General features: G+C 39.7%; 16 protein-coding genes and 1 pseudogene. 13 read left to right on the top strand and 4 right to left on the bottom strand.

Features of this window, described 5'->3' with window-relative positions; translation table 11 throughout:
- The first annotated feature begins 130 nt into the window (after positions 1-130).
- From AC5JL8_RS35140 to AC5JL8_RS35110, 7 genes are all read left to right on the top strand, one after another.
- A complete protein-coding gene (locus AC5JL8_RS35140) occupies positions 131-358 on the top strand; it encodes a hypothetical protein (RefSeq protein WP_495884325.1) in 228 nt (75 codons plus the stop codon).
- A gap of 242 nt (positions 359-600) precedes the next feature.
- Positions 601-1,239 carry a sigma-70 family RNA polymerase sigma factor gene (locus AC5JL8_RS35135; protein WP_495884324.1) on the top strand — a complete coding sequence of 213 codons (639 nt, stop codon included), beginning with the start codon at positions 601-603 and terminating at the stop codon, positions 1,237-1,239.
- 25 nt (positions 1,240-1,264) lie between these two features.
- Entirely contained in the window at positions 1,265-2,242 is a 978-nt protein-coding gene (locus tag AC5JL8_RS35130; protein WP_495884323.1) for a DUF1822 family protein, read from the top strand.
- A gap of 23 nt (positions 2,243-2,265) precedes the next feature.
- Positions 2,266-4,638, top strand: coding sequence for a CHASE2 domain-containing protein (locus AC5JL8_RS35125; protein ID WP_495884322.1), 2,373 nt, complete (start codon positions 2,266-2,268; stop codon positions 4,636-4,638).
- Positions 4,631-5,431 (top strand): DUF928 domain-containing protein, encoded by an 801-nt coding sequence (locus AC5JL8_RS35120; RefSeq protein WP_495884321.1) that lies wholly within the window; start codon positions 4,631-4,633, stop codon positions 5,429-5,431. Before AC5JL8_RS35125 ends, AC5JL8_RS35120 begins: the two co-directional genes overlap by 8 nt.
- 41 nt (positions 5,432-5,472) lie before the next feature.
- Positions 5,473-8,250 (top strand): two-partner secretion domain-containing protein, encoded by a 2,778-nt coding sequence (locus tag AC5JL8_RS35115; protein WP_495884320.1) that lies wholly within the window; start codon positions 5,473-5,475, stop codon positions 8,248-8,250.
- A 36-nt stretch (positions 8,251-8,286) separates the two neighbouring features.
- Positions 8,287-10,998: a CHAT domain-containing protein gene (locus AC5JL8_RS35110; protein ID WP_495884319.1), complete on the top strand. Its 2,712-nt coding sequence runs from the start codon at positions 8,287-8,289 to the stop codon at positions 10,996-10,998.
- Positions 10,999-11,097: 99 nt separating this feature from the next.
- On the opposite strand, the gene AC5JL8_RS35105 is transcribed toward AC5JL8_RS35110, so the two are convergent.
- From AC5JL8_RS35105 to AC5JL8_RS35095, 3 genes are all read right to left on the bottom strand, one after another.
- Positions 11,098-12,903 (bottom strand): S8 family serine peptidase, encoded by a 1,806-nt coding sequence (locus AC5JL8_RS35105; RefSeq protein WP_495884318.1) that lies wholly within the window; start codon positions 12,901-12,903, stop codon positions 11,098-11,100.
- Between the two features lie 376 nt (positions 12,904-13,279).
- Positions 13,280-13,489 carry a hypothetical protein gene (locus AC5JL8_RS35100; RefSeq protein WP_495884317.1) on the bottom strand — a complete coding sequence of 70 codons (210 nt, stop codon included), beginning with the start codon at positions 13,487-13,489 and terminating at the stop codon, positions 13,280-13,282.
- 383 nt (positions 13,490-13,872) lie between these two features.
- Positions 13,873-14,076 (bottom strand): hypothetical protein, encoded by a 204-nt coding sequence (locus tag AC5JL8_RS35095; RefSeq protein WP_495884316.1) that lies wholly within the window; start codon positions 14,074-14,076, stop codon positions 13,873-13,875.
- Between the two features lie 454 nt (positions 14,077-14,530).
- Between AC5JL8_RS35095 and AC5JL8_RS35090 the strand changes: the two genes are divergently transcribed.
- From AC5JL8_RS35090 to AC5JL8_RS35075, 4 genes are read left to right on the top strand one after another with little or no spacing between them, the layout of a single operon-like run.
- On the top strand, positions 14,531-15,088 hold the full coding sequence (locus AC5JL8_RS35090; protein WP_495884315.1) for a helix-turn-helix domain-containing protein: 558 nt from the start codon (positions 14,531-14,533) through the stop codon (positions 15,086-15,088).
- Between the two features lie 12 nt (positions 15,089-15,100).
- Positions 15,101-18,130: a peptidase domain-containing ABC transporter gene (locus tag AC5JL8_RS35085; RefSeq protein ID WP_495884314.1), complete on the top strand. Its 3,030-nt coding sequence runs from the start codon at positions 15,101-15,103 to the stop codon at positions 18,128-18,130.
- Between the two features lie 22 nt (positions 18,131-18,152).
- Positions 18,153-19,535, top strand: a complete 1,383-nt coding sequence (locus AC5JL8_RS35080) for a beta-barrel domain-containing protein (RefSeq protein ID WP_495884313.1) — start codon at positions 18,153-18,155, stop codon at positions 19,533-19,535.
- Positions 19,536-19,559: 24 nt separating this feature from the next.
- The gene (locus AC5JL8_RS35075; protein ID WP_495884312.1) at positions 19,560-20,315 is read left to right on the top strand and encodes a peptidylprolyl isomerase; all 756 of its coding nucleotides are present in this window, start codon (positions 19,560-19,562) and stop codon (positions 20,313-20,315) included.
- 154 nt (positions 20,316-20,469) lie between these two features.
- On the opposite strand, the gene AC5JL8_RS35070 is transcribed toward AC5JL8_RS35075, so the two are convergent.
- Positions 20,470-20,643 carry a hypothetical protein gene (locus tag AC5JL8_RS35070; RefSeq protein ID WP_495884311.1) on the bottom strand — a complete coding sequence of 58 codons (174 nt, stop codon included), beginning with the start codon at positions 20,641-20,643 and terminating at the stop codon, positions 20,470-20,472.
- Positions 20,644-20,675: 32 nt separating this feature from the next.
- Between AC5JL8_RS35070 and AC5JL8_RS35065 the strand changes: the two genes are divergently transcribed.
- Both AC5JL8_RS35065 and AC5JL8_RS35060 read left to right on the top strand, forming a co-directional pair.
- Complete coding sequence (locus tag AC5JL8_RS35065) at positions 20,676-20,957, top strand: hypothetical protein (protein ID WP_495884310.1); 282 nt, start codon at positions 20,676-20,678, stop codon at positions 20,955-20,957.
- Positions 20,948-21,044: pseudogene (locus AC5JL8_RS35060) on the top strand (IS5-like element ISLesp5 family transposase); the annotation flags it as partial. The gene AC5JL8_RS35065 and the pseudogene AC5JL8_RS35060, both read left to right, overlap by 10 nt.

Here is a 21,044-nt window from a genome sequence, read left to right as displayed (position 1 = left end):
AAAGTATCAAATTGTACCTATATAAATCAATTCATCCTTTCATTCAGCAATGCCATTGAATAATGAACGTATCCCAGCAATAAAATTCTGTTAATCAAGATGTGAATTGTTGTTAGAGAGCGCATTCATAATGTTGCGGGAAAATAGCGACTTGGAAGCATTAACCCGAAGCCGTTTTGAAGTGTATGAAGGAACGAACTCAAGCGCTCACATTACAAGGTTGCGGGAGAGCGAGAACTTGGAAGAAGCTGCTCGTGCTGTGCTGAAGTGTCTGGGGGAGTTGAAGCGACCGTATTTGAGTGAGTTTGAAGAAAAACTACTGAGTTTTATCGAGCAAGAATGTAAGGCTGGGGATTAGTCCAGCTAATTCTAGTGGCTCATACCTCCATCAAAGAGGAATTTAACTTACTATCGAACTTGAAAGGAGGTCAGCGTGAACACCAAAGAAAGAATCTGGTGTTGTGTCGAGCCAAATCTTCCCAGTTCAATGCATAAGCACAAAGTTTTGTAACAATTGTGACTGGTTTGTGTAAAAGTTGCGATCAATCCATGAGATATATATGAATTCGCAACTTGGTGCGTTCTGATTCGAGGTCTTTTATGACTAATGACTGGAGAAAACAACTAGATGCACAACTTAAAGAATTAGCGATCGCAGCCCAACAATACACACACCTAACCAAGGAAAAGCGGATAGCTCTAACACGTCTGATTAATGCTATTTGGCAGTCAGGTAAGCTCGTTCGTCCTTATAAAGGCCAATTTCAACTACTTTACGAAGATATCTATGATGAGGCAGTACAAAATTTATTTTTCTATCTTTGTCAAGATCACAATATTAATAAATATGACCCAGAACGCGGTGAAGTAATAACTTGGGTAAATATGCTATTAACTAAACGTTTTTTCCCAGAAGCTATCCCCAAAGCTATGGGCAAAGAAAATGAAATAAATCTCGAAAACTTTCACTGGGAAAATATACCCTCATCTCAATCTATGTCTCTATTTGAACAAGTAAGAGAATGTATAGAATCAGATCCAGAGTTCATTTTTTGCAAAGAACACATCAAAGGTCATCCAGAGGCAAATTTTCAAGCCATAGCTCAAAGAAGATGTTCTGGTATTTCTTGGAAAGATATTTCAGCGGAATGGGGTATTGGAATCACATCTTTACACAATTTTTACCAACGTTGTTTGAAAAAATTTGCTAATAAATTTCAAGAATATTTGTATATTTAATCTTATCTAATTAGTTAGGAAAAATATGAGAAAAATCATAGACGTTTTAACATTTTCAGCCCCGATACCTGTGGATGGAAGGCATCGAGCAGAAGAGTTACGCAGACAACAAGCCACACAAGCAAAAGGCGAACAAGTTTATCTCAATACTTTGTCTGTGTCTTTTGTAAACTATTATCTATGTTGCATGGGATTTGAGACAGACTTGAATAAAAGTGACAGTTGGAATGTCATCCAACAGACACTGATGGATGTCGCTGATTTGTCGCTTAAAAACTTGGGTTTGTTAGAATGTCGCCCAGTATTGTCAGATGCACAATTTGTTTATGTGCCGCCAGAAGTACAGTCAAATCGAATTGGCTATGTAGTTGTGCAGATCGGCAAATCATTTAGAGAAGCGAAGTTGCTGGGATTTATCAAGCAGGTACAAACTGATTTATTACCCATTAACCAATTGCAACCTTTAGATGAACTATTGGAGTATTTAGAAGAACTTTCTCAATTCCAGCTTGCTGATAATTCGCTGACCTGTAATCAGAATTTAGTTAATTTGAAGCAATGGTTAGAGAATATTTTTGAATCTGGTTGGCAAGAGATTGAGACTCTTTTAGGCACTCGAAGTGTCAATCCAGCTTGGAGTCTGAGAAGTGCTAATGGCGCTTTTATTAGTAGGGGCAAGCTGATTGATTTAGGAAAAACTTTAAGCGATGCCTACGGCGGGCTACGCCAACGCGCAGTGGTTTTAGTCGTTACCCTGCCACCAGACAACGAGCAAGAAATGGACGTTATCGTAGAAGTACATCCGACAAACGGACAAGATTATCTGCCACCAAATCTCCATCTAATGATACTAGATTTTGAAGGAGCATCTGTGATGGAAGCCCAAACTAGAAGCAGTAATAAGAATATTCAATTGGAATTTAGTTGTGAGATGGGAGAAAGTTTCAGCGTTAAACTGGCTCTGGGAGATATCAGCATTACAGAAAATTTTGTCATTTGTTAATAACAACAGCAGGGGTACTGCCAATGAGAAAATTAGTTGTGCTGAAGCTAGATGGCGATTTGTACTTAGGCGTGCAAGTAACGCTGGAGATTGGAGAAGAAGGCAAACGCCCCACTACAGAAATTACTGGCAAGCTGCCCTCCAATCTAGATATGGCAACAGCAATTGACCAGTGGCAGTCCATCTATCGTAGTTTGTGGAAATTTACCCGCATCAAAGCCAAAAAAATTATTTACGATGGTTCTATCTCCCAGCGACGTAAGGAGTACGACACAAAAGCTAGTGAGGTGCAGGAGCATCTGAATAACTGGTTACTGTCAGAATCTTTTCGTCCCGTGCGGGAAAAATGGCTTAAACATCTGATGCCAGATGAAGAAATCCGGGTGTTGATTCGCACTCACTGTTTGCAACTCAAGAAACTTCCCTGGCATTTGTGGGATCTGATAGATCGAGATTACCTGAAAGCTGAAGTTGTTCTCAGTATTCCAGAATCAGAACGAGTAACACCCGCATTGCAGACATCTAGCTGGAGAAATAAAATCAGAATTTTGGCAATTTTAGGCCATAGTGATGGTATTGATGTGGAGCAAGACCGCCAGTTATTAGAGAAATTACCTAGTGCCGCTACAACTTTTTTAGTAGAACCTCAATATTCAGATATTAACGATAAATTGTGGAAACAACCTTGGAATATTTTATTTTTTGCAGGTCATAGCAAAAGCGAAGGTGATACTGGTTGCATCTATATTAATAAGACAGATAAATTAACAATTGATGAACTCAGACATGACCTGAGAAATGCTGTTGCCAACGGTTTACAACTAGCAATTTTCAACTCCTGTGATGGATTAGGATTAGCGCGAGAACTACAAGATTTGCAGATTCCGCAAATTATTGTTATGCGAGAACCAGTGCCAGACTTTGTAGCTCAAAAATTTTTAAAGCATTTTCTGGAGGTTTTTTCATCTGGACAATCTATATATGCTGCGGTTCGCACTGCCAGACAAAGGCTTAAAGGAATAGAAAAGGAGTATCCGGGTGCAAGTTGGTTGCCAGTGATTAGCGAACATCCTGCGGTAGTGCCGATGACTTGGCAGCTGCATCGAAAAATGTTTGCTGTCAAGAGTGGAATGGCAATATTGCTGACAAGCTTGTTCGTAACAAGTTTCGTTTTGGGGGTGCGGTATTGGGGTTATCTGCAAACGTCGGAATTAAAGGCTTTTGACGATTTTATGCAATTGCGATCGCAACTCGTCACTGAACAACCCGACGAGCGGATTTTAATTATCACTATTGATGAAGCGGATATCCAGTACCAACTCAATAAAGGAATGCAAATGCGATGGTCATTATCTGACCAAGCCCTTGCTCAACTATTAGAGAAATTAAATAAGTATCAACCAAGAACTATCGGTTTAGATATTTATCGTGATGGTATTCTAGACCCGAAATATCCAAATTTAGCTATTCGTTTTCAGGAAGATGATCGTCTATTTTTTGTGTGCAAAGTTGCTACTCTTGATGATGATGGTGATACTGATGGAATTCCCCCACCTCTTGGAGTTTCCACAGAACGTTTGAGTTTTAGTGATTTTGTTGCAGACGAAGAAGATATTGCTCGTCGCCAACTTTTGCATTTGACTCCTCCTTCAAAATCTCTATGTACCACAGAATACGCTTTTAGCCTACAACTAGCACTTCATTATTTAGATAAAGAAGAAAAAACATCAAGTGTTACAAAAGAAGCTTATTTGCAGATTGGTAACGTTGTGTTTGAGCAATTAAACGAACACACTAGCGGTTATCAAAAAGTGGATGCATCGGGTTATCAAATATTGTTGAATTATCGTTCTCTCTCCTCTGTGGAGAAAATTGCCGAGCAAATTAGTTTGAGAGATGTGTTAGATGAAAAAATCCCATTAGAATCAGTTGAATTACTCAAAGACCGCATTGTTCTTATTGGTCTTTCTGCCCCCACCAATACAAACGATTATTGGAAAACACCGTTTAGTTCTAATGCAAAACCGAAGCAAAAGCAAATACCAGGAGTATTCGTACAAGCACAGATGCTAAGTCAAATCCTGAGCGCAGTTTTAGACCGCAGACCTTTGTTGTGGTGGTGGTCTGGATGGATGGAGGCACTTTGGATATGGGGATGGTCATTGATAGGAGGTATTACAGCATGGTATTATTCAAAACCGCTGCACCTTGGATTGGCGGTGATAGTAACACTTTTAATATTATTTGGATTATGTTTTGGCATTTTTACACTGGCTGGATGGGTGCCACTTATCCCTCCAATATTAGCATTTCTAGCTACCCAAGTATTGGTAGTTTCATCGTTTAGACGTTTCTATCTTGACAAGAGAAAACAATTAAATTTTGATCATGATTAGAAAAAAAATAATTCAAAGTACCTGCGTAATTCCGTTGCTAATTATTAGTACAACAATTTATTCACAATCAGTGCAAGCACAATTGACTGATTCGAGTCAAAACACTGTTAAAAATTCGCACTTCCAATCTTTTCGGCAACCGAAATTGCCGAGAAATGGCGCACCTACAGGTCGGCGCAGAGCGGGGGCTGGGCGTAATCCTGAGTGTCCTAACTCTCTGACCCGTCTGACTGCTTTAGTACCTGGCGATGCAGAGGAATCATTTTTAGCATCAACAGTTGCAGAAAATCCAACATTTTGGTTTTATGTTCCTCAATTGTCTGAAAACACACGTTCCGGAGAATTCGTATTGCAAGCCCTAGATGGTAAAGATGTACAGAATGTCTATAGAACACCTCTTACTCTTTCTGGAAAATCTGGTATTGTTAGCATTACTTTGCCATCAAAATCGCAATATTCATTAAAAGCAGATAAAAAATATCGCTGGTATTTTCATATTTATTGTGGCGATCCGCAAAAAACATCTGACAATTTTTATGTAGATGGGTTTGTGCAAAAACAAGTGTTGACTCAGGCGCTTGATAATCAATTGAAGACGGCAAAAGCAAGGGAGTACATTGTTTATAGTGCCAATGATATTTGGTATGATGCCCTCACTAATTTAGGTCAACTGCGCCACGCTAATCCGCAGGATGCAACTATTAATAAAGATTGGGTTGACTTATTAAATGTAGTTGGCTTGCAAGATATTGCTAAAGAGCCAATTCTAGAGCATTACAACTTAGAAAAATAAGACTAATCACACGGTAAAGTTACTGATTTATTGGAGGTGCTATGTCAGGAATAACTCAAGGTTGGCAATGCTGGTGTAGTATTTTGCTGGTATGTGGGGTATTAATTACTTCTGGGCAAGAGTATGTTTTTGCTCAAATTATCCCGGATAACACCTTGCCTAATAACTCCAACGTCACAAGAGAGGGTAATATCTTCAATATTACTGAAGGAACGCAAGCAGGAAATAATTTGTTTCACAGCTTTGGCGAATTTTCTGTGCCTAATGATAGCGCTGCTTCTTTTAATAATGCTGTAGATATTCAAAATATCATTAGTCGGGTTACGGGTGGATCAGTTTCTAATATTAACGGGTTAATTCGCGCTAATGGTACAGCTAATTTGTTTCTGATAAATCCAAATGGGATTATTTTTGGACAAGGTGCGAGGCTGGATATTGGTGGTTCGTTTGTAGGGACTACAGCCAATGCTATTGGATTTGGCGATCGCGGTTTTTTTAGTGCTACTAATCCAGAAAGTTCTACATCTTTGCTAACGGTCAATCCTTCCGCCTTACTATTTAATCAAATACAAACCGCATCTATTCAAAATAACTCAGTTGGTTTGCGCGTACCAAATGGCAACGGTTTGCTGTTGGTAGGCGGTGATATCAATATGGATAGTGGAAGATTGTTTGCTTTTGGTGGGCGAGTTGAGTTAGGTGGATTAGCAAGTGCGGGAACAGTTGGGTTGAATGGAAATGGTAATAATCTGAGTTTGAGTTTTCCCGATAGTTTACAAAGAAGTAATATTTCGCTTAACAACGGCGCTCTTGTATATGTGGCTGCTAACGATGGTGGTAGTATCGCGGTTAATGCCCGAAATTTAGAAATGACAGGAGAGAGTGAACTGTTTGCAGCGATACAGAACAGGCTGAATTCTAATAACGGTAAGGCGGGAAATATTGATGTTAATGCGACTGGAGCAATTAATCTCGACAATAGGAGTTTCATTCGTAATCTCGTGCTACCAGAAGCAAATGGACAAGGAGGCGATGTCAATATCAGTGCTAATACTTTGCAAGTTGAGGGTGGGGCAGAGGTAGGTGCTGCTACATTTGGTAGAGGCAAAGGTGGAAATCTAACTATTAATGCTAAAGATATACAACTGATTAGTAGTGCTTTATTATTTGCTTCCGCAGAGTCAAACTCAACAGGGAATGCGGGAAATTTGACAATTAAAACTAATACATTGCTAGTACGAGATGGAGCGCAGGTAAGTGTTGGTACATTTAGCGGGGGCAAAGGTGGAAATTTTACACTTGATGCTAAAGATGTGCAATTGATTGGTACAAGTGCCGATGGTAAGTTTCCCAGTGGACTAAGTACTTCCGCAGGGTTAACTTCAACAGGAGATGCGGGAGATTTGACGATTAATACTAATACCTTATTAATCAAAGATGGAGCGCAGGTAAATACTGGTACTTTTGGTTCGGGTAAGGGGGGAAATTTAACCCTTGGTGCCAAAGATGTTCAACTGATTGGTAAAAGTGCCGTTAGTCCTCTTGTCAGTGGCTTGTTTGCTCAGGCAGAGCCAGACTCAACAAAGGATGCAGGAGATTTGACTATTAATACTAATACCTTGCTAGTGCGAGATGGAGCGCAAGTGAATGCTGGCACTTTTGGTTCGGGTAAGGGAGGAAATTTAACCGTTAATGCTGAAAATATACAACTGATTAGTAGTGGTTTGTTTGCTTCCGCAGAGTCAAAATCAACAGGAGATGCGGGAGATTTGACGATTAATACTAATATCTTATTAGTTAAAGATGGAGGGCAGATAGGTGCTGGTACATTTGGTGCGGGCGAGGGAGGAAATTTAACCGTTAATGCTGAAAACATACAACTGATTGGCACAAATGCCGATAGTTATGAGTTTCCTAGTGCTTTGTCTGCTTCTGCACAGCCAAAATCAACAGGAGATGCGGGAGATTTGATGATTAATACTAATAGTTTGCTCGTGCAAGATGGAGCAGCAGTAAGTGTGCAGAGTCTAGGAACAGGAACCGCAGGTAATATGACAGTAAACGCTCGCTCTATCCGTCTAAATAACGATGCTTTACTTACTGCTAATACACGTAGCACTAAAGTTGACCCTAACTCTGAGCAAGCGACAATTAACATTAACTCAGAAAATTTAATCATGAGTCGCAATAGCAACATTAGAACCAACGCCACGGGCGAAAACGTCATCGGCGGCGATATCAACATTAACACCAACTTTCTCATTGGTTTTGAAAATAGTGACATCAGTGCTAATTCTGCTAACTTCCGTGGTGGGAATGTGCGAGTCAATGCCCAAGGTATCTTTGGTATACAGTTCCGAGATGTGGCATCTGATAACACAAGTGACATTACCGCCACAGGAGCAAGTTCCGATCTGAGTGGTTTTGTGGAACTGATTACATCTGAAATTGACCCTAACAGTGGCTTAGTTGAATTGCCAGCAATATCAGTTGATACTGAAGTGGCCCAAGGCTGCTATAGTCCAAGTTACGCTCAAAGCAAGTTTGCGATCGCTGGACGCGGTGGTTTACCACCCAACCCCAAAGACATTCTCACTCCTGATACAACCCAAATAGATTGGGTGTCTCTTAAACCCAGCAATAACAACCGTTCTCTACCACCTGTTACCACTAAACCAACTACTTCCACTCCCAAACGTATTGTTGAAGCCACAGGTGTAATGCTAAACGCCAAAGGGCAAATAGTCCTCACTGCTAATTCATCTACCGCTACTCCTCACACTTCCAGACAGAACCCAATTCAATGTCATGGTAGCTAAAGTGACTCAGTGATGTCATGTTAGTTTTAGAATTATATGAAACTTTTAAAGCATTTATTAATAGCATTATTGACTGCATTACTGTGCATATATTGTCCGTATATTTTTAACTTATCTAATTATTTAATGGTGGCGTTTGTCAAATCACGCCCTTCCCCTGTAGTCGCCGATGCGCGTAGTTCAAAATCTACAATCCTGTCCTTTTCTATTTTGACAACAACCTCTGCTGTCAACCCAACCGAGACTTCTAGGTTAGTGCAACAAAGTCAAGCACTTTATGAATCAGGACAGTTTATGGAGACAGTACAACTTTTAAAAAAAGCAGCTAATGAATTTAAAGCTAATAATCATGCGTTAAACGAAGCTATAACTTTGAGCAATCTTTCTTTAGCCTACCAACAACTAGGACAATGGCAAGAGGCAACTGAAGCGATCGCACAAAGTATTAAACTATTACAAAGTCTCAAAGATTCCGATTCTTCACAAGAACAATCGCAAATCTTTGCCCAAGCTTTAGATGTTCAAGGAAATCTGGAATTAGCACGGGGGCAAACTGAAGCCGCTTTGGGTACTTGGCAAGAAGCAGCTAAAATTTATCAACAATTAGATGATACATCGGCACTGATTCGCAATCGAATTAATCAAGCCCAAGTAATGCAAGCTTTGGGAAATTATCTGCAAGCACATAAAACATTAATTTCGGTACACGTAATTCTCCAAAAACAAGCAGATTCTTCTCTGAAAGCCACAGGATTGCAGAGCTTAGGGAATGTGCTGCAAGGTTTGGGTTATTTAAACGATTCGCACAAAATTTTAGAAGAAAGTTCTTCTGTGGCTAGGCGAGTCGGAAATGCGATCGCTCAAAGTAATGCTTTACTGAGTTTAGGTAATACAGCCCGCGCTCAAACATACGCTCAACTGAGTTTAGGTAACTCAAACAGCGCCGATAATTACACTAAAACAGCAATCCAATATTATCAACAGGCGGTGCAGATTGCATCTGCAACACCTACTGTGCGCCTCCAGGCTCAACTAAATCTATTAAGACTATTGGTAGAACAAAAAAAAATTAGCACAGCAAAAGCATTATTATCCCAAATTCAGTCTCAGATAAACAATTTGCCTCCAAGTCGGACGGCTGTTAATTACCGGATTAACTTTGGCCAAAGTCTGAGCAAAATGATCCAAAACGAAGTTCAACCAAAAGATGTTGCTAAAATGCTAGCGCAAGCTGTAGAAATTGCTAAGAGTTTAAAAGATGAACGAAGCGAATCTTATGCAATTGGTACTCTTGGCGAACTGTACGAACAAAGCGGACAGTTATCTGATGCCAAAGGCCTCACGCAGCAAGCCTTAGTGAAAGCTGAGTCTATTGATGCTCAAGACATTGCTTATCAATGGCATTGGCAAATGGGACGGATATTTCAAAAGCAATCCAATATCCCAGCTGCAACAGCAGCTTATAATCGAGCTTATAATGCCCTCAAATCCCTTCGTAACGATTTAGTTGCAATTAATCCTGACGTACAATTTTCTTTCCGTGAGAGCATAGAACCAGTATATCGACAGTACGTTGATTTATTGTTGCAATTGGAGGAAAATACAAATCAAAAGTCAGATAATCTCCTTCAAGCCCGCCAAGTAATTGAATCTCTCCAATTAGCAGAATTAGATAACTTTTTTCGTTCGCCTTGTTTACTACCAAGAGTTGGACTTGATAAATTAGTTGAAAAAGAAAAATCCACAGCGGTTATCTATCCAATTATTTTAGATAATCGGCTAGAAATTATTACTAGATTGCCAGGGCAAGATACAATTTACCACAATACTACTAAAATATCTAAAAATGTATTAGAAAACACTGTAGAACAATTACAAAAAGATTTACCGATTGCTAGCCGAGAGCCTGATGTTAAACAGTATTCACAACAGTTATATGATTGGTTAATTAGACCTATTGAAGCAAATTTAGCAACCCAAGAGATAAAAACTTTAGTGTTTGTACTAGATGGTGCGTTGCGGAATATCCCAATGGGGATTCTCTATGACAAACAGCAGCAGAAGTATCTAGTAGAAAAATATGCTATTTCTTTGACCCCTGGTTTGCAACTTGTTGATCCCAAACCTTTACAAAACGTGCAGCTAAATGTTTTAGTTGCTGGAGTTGAGCAAGAACGCTTAATTGAAGGTCAATCTTTTTCTGAACTCTCAAACGTGACACAGGAATTAAAACAAGTCCAGTCTTCAGTTAAAACAAGTAAAAAACTTTTAAATCAGGATTTCACTCAAACTAATCTGGAAAAGCAAATTCAATCTACTCCGTTTTCAGTGGTGCATCTGGCAACTCACGGGCAATTTAGTTCAGATGTTGAACAAACTTATATTCTCACCTGGGATAAATTACTGAAGGTTAGAGAATTGGATAATTTACTACGAGCTAGGGGTGAAAGCCGACCAGAAACAATTGAATTACTCGTTCTTAGTGCTTGTAAAACTGCCACGGGAGACAAACGAGCTGCTTTAGGATTGGCTGGAGTTGCTGTGCGGGCGGGCGCACGCAGTACGCTAGCAACTTTGTGGACAATAGATGATCAATCTACTAGCGAGTTTATGGGTGAATTATACCGACAGTTGGATGCTGGGGTAACTAAAGCCCAAGCTCTGCAACGCGCCCAACTTGCAATTTTAGCTAAAGAAAATCGCCCATATTTTTGGGCACCTTATGTTCTGGTGGGTAATTGGTTGTAATTATACTGATATGTAGATTACTTTACCTTGCTGAAGGACTGCGATCGCCACATCAATTTCTTCATGTCGAGTCAAACTTCCAAAGTCAACCCTTTCTCGCTATGCCAACGCTATAAAGTTTTCCACCCCAATGGTGCTAGCTTGTATTCCAATAAGTTCTGCTAGTCTCTGTTGTGTATTTGTAACCTGAATTGAAGTGCTAAAACTGCCTTGCGTAATTGTGAGTTGCTCAAATGTTAGATCCTCTAAGATGAAAAAGTCCTCTCCATGATGATAGTCAAGTATTTTATCTTGTCCATAAAGCGATCGCAGCACAAAGCGATCGGCTCCTTTTTCACCAATAAGGATATCGTTGCCTTTACCACCATCGAGGACATCATTGCCCTTACCTCCTAATAAAATGTCTTTCCCCTCTCCTCCTACTAAATAGTCTTGCCCTCCCCGCCCAACTAAAATATCAGCACCTTTATTTCCATAAAGATTGTCAGCAGAATCTGTCCCATTGATAAAATCGGTACAGTCAGACCCTATCTTTTCTGAAACGAATGACTCTATAACAGCTCGATCTGCCTGTACAAGTCCTGAACCTTCTTTTATAGAAAGCGCAGTATTTTGGACTTTAGTACGAATCTCTTCAGGAGTAAGATTTCCATCGGCTCGATCTAACATTAGAGCTACTATACCTGCTACGTGAGGTGCGGATGCTGAAGTACCTAAAAATTCAGCAAACGAAGAATCAATTGGGAAATTGGTTGCAACGCCGTCTGGGGCATAGATTTCTGGTTTATTTCTGAGGATGGGATTGGCCAACCTATTGCCATCAGAATCCAGCCAAATGGGAGATCCTCCCTGACTTGAATAATCCCTAATTTCTATAGGGTTTTTGATATTCGTGGCACCAACGGTAATGGATCTGGGTGCATTACTATTTCCGTAAACCGATCTATTATTGGCATCTTCGTCTATATACTCATAGTCAATTGTGCGGTCTGCCCCATTAGCGTTACTAACCCATTTGATAAACGTTGGTTTTTCGGATATATCATCACCAACCTTAGCAATTACAAAGTAAAGTTGTTCATCTTTTTGGGGGACATACCCAAGTGCTTGAAGGGGAACATCTACAGCAGACTCGCTAATCACCCCTGAAACTGCGACAATATTGCCTAAGTTCGGCAATTCAGGCGTATTCACTAAAAACTGGACATATTCGGTTTTGATTTCCCCAATCGCATCGTCCCATCCCAAAAGAGGATTGATCAGTGTATTACTCTCTGGGAGATTGATGTTCTGAAAGAAATCTACACCATCAGTGGGATCAAAATCGTGGGCTTGAAATTGAAAACCTTCAAGCTCAAACTCAGCGCCTGGACAAAATACGCTTTCGTATGAAATTCCGCCATTATTCCCAGCCGCAGAGACAACTACTACACCTTGATCGATGGCTGCTTCGATAGCTTTAGCTGCTTTACCGTCTTGTAGAAGAGAAGCAGGAACTATAGCGTCTCCAACGATTATATCGACCCCCGCAGCAACAAGGGTAGAAACTGCTTTGGCAAAAGTTTCTTCATCTGCAAAGAGGCCGTCTTGGTTCTCTTCAGCAAAGGTATGAAAAAATAGCTCTGCCCCTGGTGCTATATCGTGAACTATCTGACCTAATGCCCTACCTTCATCTAATAGTGGCTCATCAGTGTCTGCGAGGATAGTTACAGGTTGACGATATCCAAATGGATTTGCTTTTCCAGGCAAATCTCCACTTTTAACATTTTCACTTAATCCAGAAAGCGAATTAAAACTATCCGAAATAATGCCAACTTTAATTCCTTTACCATCAAGACCAAAAAGCTGACGTGCAATGTCCGCTTTGAGGATCTGATCGCCTTGAGTTGTTACTTTGCCAGTCATAATTCCATGTTGTTTTGTAGGGCTTGATTCTCACCAGACGCACCTGATACAATCAATACTCTTTGAATGCAAGATTTAGTACTATGTTTTCCTCAGTGTTTTTTTTCACAACAAGTAAGTAATTTTTATTTCGCATATCGAACTAGACATAAATGGGTTTAATACATATTTATTTCGGTTTCCCAGAAATACAAGATACAAACATACGCCTACAATACAAAACTTTTCCAATCACTTTTGAATTGATTCTTTGTTTTCACCACAAGTAAAATTTAAGGTTTACTTGTGGTGAAGATATTCCCTATAAAAAAGCTATTAAATTTCTATTTGGCTAAGTTAGCGTATCAAATAGAAATTCAAGATGAAGTCAAATAAGCTATGCAGGAGTAGATAAAGAAGCTGCCCTAGCTCGCCGTCTATTTTCTGTTCTACGCAGAACAACCAAATATGTACGGGCAGCATCTAAGGGGTTTCTAGTACGTATCAATGTAGCTGCTTGTCCTCCTTTAACAATATTTATATCCTCGCAGCTTAATTCAGATAGTGAGCAAGAATTATCTAAATCTAGTATTTTGATCTGTGCCATCTTTTCTTTTTTATCAATAAAATTTTTTGGTTGAGATTAACTTTGACTTATTAACCTCAATTCAAAATATGAGTTTTTATAAATAATTTCAAGAGGTAAAAGCTTCTTTTTGATGCATAAGTAAGAGTGTTTTGTTTCTAAAGTAAAGCATTGTTTTATGGATTTCCAGCTACAAACAAAAAACTCTACCTGCATCATTAGCAAATACAGGTAAAGTCTCTATTTATTGACTAATTAACAAAATCTATTTACAGGGAATTGATTAATCCGCCAAAACTAAATCAAGTTCAGTTCAGGGATTTTGTATCATCTAATACCTATCTGAAAGGCACTAAACAACACAGTTATGATACTAACACTCAGACTTCATTTGGTATCTAATCTCAAGTAGATAAAGAAGCCGCGTTAGCTAACGCTTCGTTACCTGTTCTACGGAGAACAATTCTGCGTACACGAATAGCATTAGCGAGGTTTTTAGTAGCTGCCAATGTAGCTACGAATCCTCCTCTAACAATATTGATGTCCTCGCAGCTTAATTCAGATAGTGAGCAAGCATTATCTAAATCTAGTACTTTGATCTGTGCCATTTTTTCTTTCTCCTTAATAAATTGTTTGGCTGAGATTAACTTGACTTATTAACCTCAACTCAAAGATATGAGTTTTTATAAATGATTTCAAGACTTAAACCCTTCTTGTTTATACAAAATTCCATGAGTTATGTTTTAATTATTCAAATATTTAATATTCAAAAATAAAAGTACTTTTCTCTGAAAAATTACAGTGCAGTAGCGCGTTACTACTGCTAATCATCTAATTTAAAACTTAAGCTATGTTTTTTGTTGTAGATGGTGCTGTTTTTAGTTTGTCACACCACCAAAGGCTATAAAGCCTGACTTGTGACTGTTCATCCGAATATTGTAAAGCTTTGTAACAAGTTGTGGAATTCCTGGAGTTTTGATTCAGAGAAGTAACAGAGGTTCTCAGGAAATATCCAGATTAATTTCTATCTGGGCATTGCAAGTTATACCAGGAGGAATTGCTGTGGACAAGCAAGGTCTATATTTAACAGCGTTTCAGCATAAGCTTTTGCTCAAGAGTTTAGAAACAGATTTACGTCCAGAATACCGCCGTCGGATTGAAATTATATTGTTGGCAGATGCAGGCCAATCTCAAACTGAAATTTGTGAAGCTTTAGGATGCTCTCAAGAGACAGCACGGCACTGGATGACGATCGCCCAAACAGGTCAAGCTCACCATTGGAGCGATCGCCCGATGGGTCGTCCCAAAGCTGTGAATGAGCAATATCTGACTCGTTTGCAAGAGCTGGCAAGCCATAGTCCGCGTGAGTATGGCTATCCATTTGAACGCTGGACAGCACAATGGTTAAGCAAGCATTTGGCAAAAGAGTTGGGCATTAAAGTAAGTGCTTGCCATGTTAACCGTCTGCTGAAGGAAATGGGACTTTCGACTCGACAGACACGCAAAGCAGAGCAAGAAACTGATAACACTCAAAATTCTCGGATTATGATTAGCAATCTGTTACCAAATTCAGAGCCTAATTTTCGGTGGTCGTTGAATTTCGTTAAAACCAGTAATTAATTTTTTCAAATCATGGTTCAGAACAAATCAGAACTGTCTATTCAACAGCTTGCCCCAACTCTGGGTCAGACTCTTACACAACCAGAACTTTCAGACTGCATTAAAAAAATTGAAATTATCCAGCCAAGTGCAGGCAAACTTTTTTGGCAGACAACAGACGCAAACGTAGGCATCTATATAGTTGTGGCTGGTAAAGCTAGATTACTTGATCGCAGCGATAACTTAATCGCTTCTATAGGTACAGGAACATCCTTCGGTGAACTAACCCTATTTCCCGAAGCAGAATTTCAACCTTATGCTGTTAGGGCTTCGGTAAATCTCAAGGTTGGTTATCTTCCTGGGGAATGTTTGCGATCGCTTATTCGTAAATATCCTTCGATTGAGCAGCATCTTCACAACCAAGCTTTACTTTGGGATTTACTATTGTTATGTCGTCAAAATTCTGGGTTGAATAATGTTACTTACGAAGATGTAACGCAAATCCAACCACTTCTAGAACAGCACAATCTCCAAATTAGTAAACTGCCATCTTCTTTACTTAAAGACCAGCAGCTTTTGATACTGCGGCGCGGCGAACTACTGCACACATCAGGACTTAAACTCACCGCAGGCAATATTTACACCTTATCTGAGTTACCTAAAGACCCTGGCTGGCAAGTAATTCAACCAACGCAATTATACAGCCTCAGCCGTTCGCATTGGCAAACTGCATTGCAATACTTACCACAACTGGCTGAACTCGATACTAGCAACCATCCCGTTACAGTCTCTCAGCCTGTGATATTGCCGCAATTGACGGTTGAGCCACAAAACCAATTAAAGAAGAAAATTAGTAAAGCTTACTTCCCTAGCCCAACCGTCAAAATCGGTCATTTATGGCAACGTATTACTCAACGCTATCCCTTCTTTGAACAACAAAGTTCGTCTGATTGCGGTGCGGCTTGCTTGGTGATGGTTGGTCGCTACTGGGGTAAGCGTTTTAGCGTCAATCGCCTGCGAGATATTGCCAACGTTGACCAGAATGGTTCATCGCTGCGAGGTTTAGCAGCAGCAGCAGAAAGCATCGGCTTTTCGACTCGACCTGTCAAAGCCAGCCTGGATAAACTTGCACAGCAAAGCCTCCCGGCTATTGTGCATTGGGAAGGCAAACATTATATCGTTGTCTATGAAGTGAAAGGCGCTCGCGTTATCGTTGGAGATCCTGGTATTGGTCAGCGTACCCTTTCACATTTAGAATTTAAAGCAGGTTGGACTGGCTATGCTTTGTTACTCCAACCGACAGCCCTACTCCGAGAAGCCAAAGAAGCTAGCACTCCTTTCTGGCAGTTTTTTGAATTAACTAAACCTCATTGGCTGGTATTGTTAGAAGTTCTCGTTGCTTCCATCTTGATTCAAATCTTTGGCTTGGTCACACCACTATTTACGCAACTATTATTAGACCGAGTAGTTGTGCAGCGTAGTAACTTAACATTAACGGCTGTCGGTATAGGTTTAATCATCTTTAGTCTGTTTCGAGTCGCCATCACTGGACTGCGACAATACCTTCTCGACCACACAGCTAACCGAGTGGATTTAGCCTTGATTGTAGGATTTATTACCCATACCTTTCGCTTACCTCTGAACTATTTCGAGTCTCGCTACGTCGGGGATATCATTTCTCGCGTGCAAGAAAACCGCAAAATCCAACGTTTCTTAACTGGTGAAGCACTTTCTATCTTTTTAGATTTACTCACAGTATTTGTCTATGTTGGATTGATGTTTTGGTATAGCTGGAAGATGGCATTAATGACCCTAATAATTGTGCCGCCATTTGTATTACTGGCACTGATAGCTACACCTTTTTTGCAACGTGTTTCCCGCGAGATTTTTGGCGCACATAACGAAGAAACTGGGTATTTAATTCAATCCTTGACTGGTATCCGCACGATTAAGTCAATGGCAGTTGAGCAAACAGTACGCTGGCAATGGGAAGAACTTTTTGGAAAGTCAGTGAAAAAGAATTTTTCAGGGCAAATAATTAGCAATACACTGCAAATATTTAGCTCTGGTATTGAAGCTGTAGTCACCGCAGCATTACTATGGTTTGGTGCGTGGCAAGTAATTCAAAATGAACTTACGATTGGACAACTGATAGCTTTTAATATGTTGCTCAGTAATGTTATTAATCCTTTTGAAAGACTAATTTTATTGTGGAATGAACTGCAAGAAGTACTGATTGCTGTTGAACGGATTAATGATGTGATTGATGCTGAACCAGAAGAAGATTTACAGCATCAACATCATCAATCTTTACCCGCAATTAGAGGTTATATTCGCTTTGACAAAGTTACTTTTCGATATCACCCAGAAAGTGAGATAAATACCTTAGAAAATATCAGTTTTGAAGTCCAAGCAGGACAGACAATTGCGCTCGTCGGACGTAGTGGTTCAGGAAAAACGACTATTTCTAAGCTGATATTAGGATTGTATCTGCCTACAGAAGGGAAAATATTAATTGATGGCTATGATACCAGTAGTTTATCGTTGCGATCACTCCGTCAGCAAATCGGTGTAGTTGACCAAGATACCTTTTTGTTTGGTAATACGATTCGGGAAAATATTTCTATAGGTCATCCCGAAGCTTCTTTAGAAGAAATCATAGAAGTCGCTAAACAAGCAGGCGCACATCAATTTATTAAAGAACTACCAATGGGGTACGAAACCCTGATTGGCGAGGGAGGAGGAATGCTATCTGGTGGACAAAGACAACGATTAGCGATCGCGCGCGCCCTTGCCGGAAATCCGCGACTACTGATTTTAGATGAAGCTACCAGCAGTCTTGATGCTGAATCTGAACGCATTATTCAAACTAACCTCAACACAATTCTTCAAGATAGAACAACCGTGGTGATTGCACATCGCCTTTCAACAGTACGCAATGCTAACAAAATTTTGGTGCTAGATAAAGGCTTGTTAGTTGAGAGTGGCACTCACGAGGAATTAATGGCTAAACGCGGTCACTATTTCTACCTCAATCAACAACAACTGACTGTAGCAATTTGAATCAATAATCAGAGAACTAACCATGACAAATGAATTTATTCCACAAGAGCAATTTGGTCAGAACGGTCACTACCAGAGTAATCAACTGGATTTCAAACCTCAGTCAAAATCTTCTACATCTATCAGTGAAGATTGGTCTTCTTTAACTAAAGAACTAATTGATACATTGCCACGAGTTTGGACGCGCGGACTGCTGTATTGGCTAGTAATATTTGCGGTGATCGTTTTACCTTGGGCGATGCTATCTCAAGTAGACGAAACAGGTAGCTCTAGAGGACGACTTGAACCTCAAGGTAAAACTTTAAGGTTGGATGCACCTGTGACAGGAAAAGTTATATCCATCAAAGTTAAAGAAGGGCAAATTGTCAAAGCTGGACAAATTTTATTGGAGTTGGAATCAGATTTAACTCGCACTGAATTACAACAAACTCAGGCAAAGCTTGAGGGTCAACAAAATCGAGTCAATCAACTTCAGTTACTCAAAAATCAACTAACAATGTCTTTACGCACTCAGCAATTACAAAACCAAGCCCAAGAGTCTGAACAACTTGCTCAACTCGATCAAATTAAGCAACGGCTAAATTATAGTAAACAAGTGTATACTCTCGAAAAAGGCCGTTTGAAGTTAGCTAACAATGAAATTCAACGTTATCGATATCTTTGGCAAAAAGGTGCTATTTCTAAGAGCAAATTAGAAGAAATAGAAGGTGCTATGTTTGAACGCCAGAGACTTTTAGAACAACCACAATCAGATATTCAACAAGCCACAACTGAAATTACTAAACAACAAAGCACAAATCAACGCCTTAGTCGTACAGGTGAACTCGCTCTGTTAGAGAGTCAAAAACAAATTAGAGAACTTCAGTCTCAAGCTATCGATGTGCTATCAGAAATTGACCAAACTAAAAAACAAATTCAGTCTTTGCAATTTCAACTACAACAACAAACTCTTCGTAGTCCTATTGATGGTACAATTTTTCAGTTATCTATTAATAATGCTGGAACTGTTGTACAACCAGGGCAAATGGTTACTCAAATTGCACCTCAAGGAGTACCTTTGATATTTAGAGCCGAGATGCCCAGCCAAGAAAGTGGTTTTTTGCGTGTAGGAATGCCAGTCAAACTAAAATTTGATGCTTATCCTTTTCAAGATTATGGAGTAGTAGAAGGCAAACTCCGTTGGATTTCACCAGATTCTAAAGTTGTCGAGACTCCCCAAGGTAAGTTAGAGAATTTTGAACTAGAAATTGAACTGCCAAAAGCTGCTATCCAAACTAGAAATAGATGGATTACTTTAACACCAGGGCAAACGGCAACTGCTGAGGTAATTGTACGTAAACGTCGCTTGATTGATTTTGTACTAGATCCATTTAAGAAGTTACAAAAAGGTGGTTTAGAACTTTAGCACCTAATCATAAGGAGTTTATATATGTCAGATATTCTTGTTATATCCCAAAATGAAATTATTCACCATATCAAGCTTTCTTGTCAAATTCCTACTATTACGGAAAGTATCATCACTCGCAAAATTATTATAAATGCCGCCCAAGAAGTAGGAATAAAAGTTGAAACAGCAGAACTTCAAGAAGCAGCAGATACCTTGCGGATGATTAACCAGCTTGAGAGTGCTGAAACAACTTGGTCATGGTTACAAAAACACAATCTTTCTTTAGATGATTTTGAAGAGTTAGTTTATGACAATGTTATTTCTTCAAAGTTAGCAGAACATTTATTTGCTGATAAAGTTGAGCAGTTTTTTGTAGAGAATCAATTAGATTATGCTCAAGTAGTCATGTATGAAGTTGTCGTTGACGATTTAGACTTGGCAATGGAACTTTTTTATGCAATTCAAGAAGGCGAGATAAGTTTTTCTGAAGTTGCCCATCAGTATATTCAAGATGATGAGTTACGCCGCAGTGGAGGATATAGGGGAATACTGAACCGCACAGATTTAAAACCAGAAATATCAGCAGGGGTGTTTGCAGTAACTCCACCCCAACTTCTTAAACCTATTGTCACCTATAAAGGAGTGCATTTAATTAATGTTGAAGAAGTAATCAAACCTGAATTAAATCAAACTTTACGTTTAACGATCATTTCACAGCTATTTTCAGAATGGCTGAAGCAGCAATTAGAGCAAATTCAAGTTGAATACTCAGATATTGGGTTGAACCTTGGCAATTAGAAATTCCACATATACAAAATCTTTTGCTCTATAGAGCTGGCGTTGTACTCCAGACACAACTTGAACTTAGGACAAATTAAAGTTCTTGAACTCGTGTAGGCAGCTGTGAGTGTAAGTAAGTCGGGGGAAATTCTTACAACTATGTAACAGAAGTTTAAGCAGAGGAATGAGAGCTAAATTTTACACGTTGTGTACTGTAGTTTCCTTTTTTACCTCTTGTTTGAACTCCATCCATCACAGCATAAGCAAGGTCTAATTCATCCTCAAAACTTTTGGCGGCTAGTTCATCTTTTTTGAGGTGTTGCCATTCCAATTCAATTGGGTTCATTTCGGAGCGGCGTTGTTGCGTGAATAGGCAAAATGGTAAATTTTACCTATCGCCGATGTTTCTTGCCGCCTAGCCCGAAGATGAAGACGAAAGCCCAGTACAAAGTTAAGAATTGGAACGCTTATGATGCTTCGCTCAAGCAACGAGGCAGCATAACCTTTTGGGTAAATGAAGAGACAATCGAGCAGTGGTGCAACCAGCAGAAAACAGAAGAAAGGGAGCATCGAATTATTACTCTGATACAGCGATTGGCTTCGGCACTGCCCCTTAGGGCAATTGCCACAATGGGGACGCTTGGCGAAAGTTGCATCTAGGAGTTGACTCAGAAAGTGGCGAAATTCTAGGCGCGGTGGTGACTACTAATGATGTGGCTGATTGCGAAGTGCTACCAGACATATTGG

The organism is Mojavia sp., assembly GCF_059505145.1.
The sequence above is the reverse complement of the archived record's forward strand: the minus strand, read 5'-3'. Positions and strand labels throughout refer to the sequence as shown.

Excerpts from the sequence above, each read along its gene's own strand:
- AC5JL8_RS35115 (WP_495884320.1), top strand. The coding sequence starts at position 5,473 with ATGTCAGGAATAACTCAAGGTTGGCAATGCTGGTGTAGTATTTTGCTG.
- AC5JL8_RS35110 (WP_495884319.1), top strand. The coding sequence starts at position 8,287 with ATGAAACTTTTAAAGCATTTATTAATAGCATTATTGACTGCATTACTG.
- AC5JL8_RS35130 (WP_495884323.1), top strand. The coding sequence starts at position 1,265 with ATGAGAAAAATCATAGACGTTTTAACATTTTCAGCCCCGATACCTGTG.
- AC5JL8_RS35125 (WP_495884322.1), top strand. The coding sequence starts at position 2,266 with ATGAGAAAATTAGTTGTGCTGAAGCTAGATGGCGATTTGTACTTAGGC.
- AC5JL8_RS35100 (WP_495884317.1), bottom strand. The coding sequence starts at position 13,489 with ATGGCACAGATCAAAATACTAGATTTAGATAATTCTTGCTCACTATCT.
- AC5JL8_RS35075 (WP_495884312.1), top strand. The coding sequence starts at position 19,560 with ATGTCAGATATTCTTGTTATATCCCAAAATGAAATTATTCACCATATC.
- AC5JL8_RS35065 (WP_495884310.1), top strand. The coding sequence starts at position 20,676 with ATGGTAAATTTTACCTATCGCCGATGTTTCTTGCCGCCTAGCCCGAAG.
- AC5JL8_RS35095 (WP_495884316.1), bottom strand. The coding sequence starts at position 14,076 with ATGGCACAGATCAAAGTACTAGATTTAGATAATGCTTGCTCACTATCT.
- AC5JL8_RS35135 (WP_495884324.1), top strand. The coding sequence starts at position 601 with ATGACTAATGACTGGAGAAAACAACTAGATGCACAACTTAAAGAATTA.
- AC5JL8_RS35070 (WP_495884311.1), bottom strand. The coding sequence starts at position 20,643 with ATGAACCCAATTGAATTGGAATGGCAACACCTCAAAAAAGATGAACTA.
- AC5JL8_RS35105 (WP_495884318.1), bottom strand. The coding sequence starts at position 12,903 with ATGACTGGCAAAGTAACAACTCAAGGCGATCAGATCCTCAAAGCGGAC.
- AC5JL8_RS35140 (WP_495884325.1), top strand. The coding sequence starts at position 131 with ATGTTGCGGGAAAATAGCGACTTGGAAGCATTAACCCGAAGCCGTTTT.
- AC5JL8_RS35085 (WP_495884314.1), top strand. The coding sequence starts at position 15,101 with ATGGTTCAGAACAAATCAGAACTGTCTATTCAACAGCTTGCCCCAACT.
- AC5JL8_RS35120 (WP_495884321.1), top strand. The coding sequence starts at position 4,631 with ATGATTAGAAAAAAAATAATTCAAAGTACCTGCGTAATTCCGTTGCTA.
- AC5JL8_RS35080 (WP_495884313.1), top strand. The coding sequence starts at position 18,153 with ATGACAAATGAATTTATTCCACAAGAGCAATTTGGTCAGAACGGTCAC.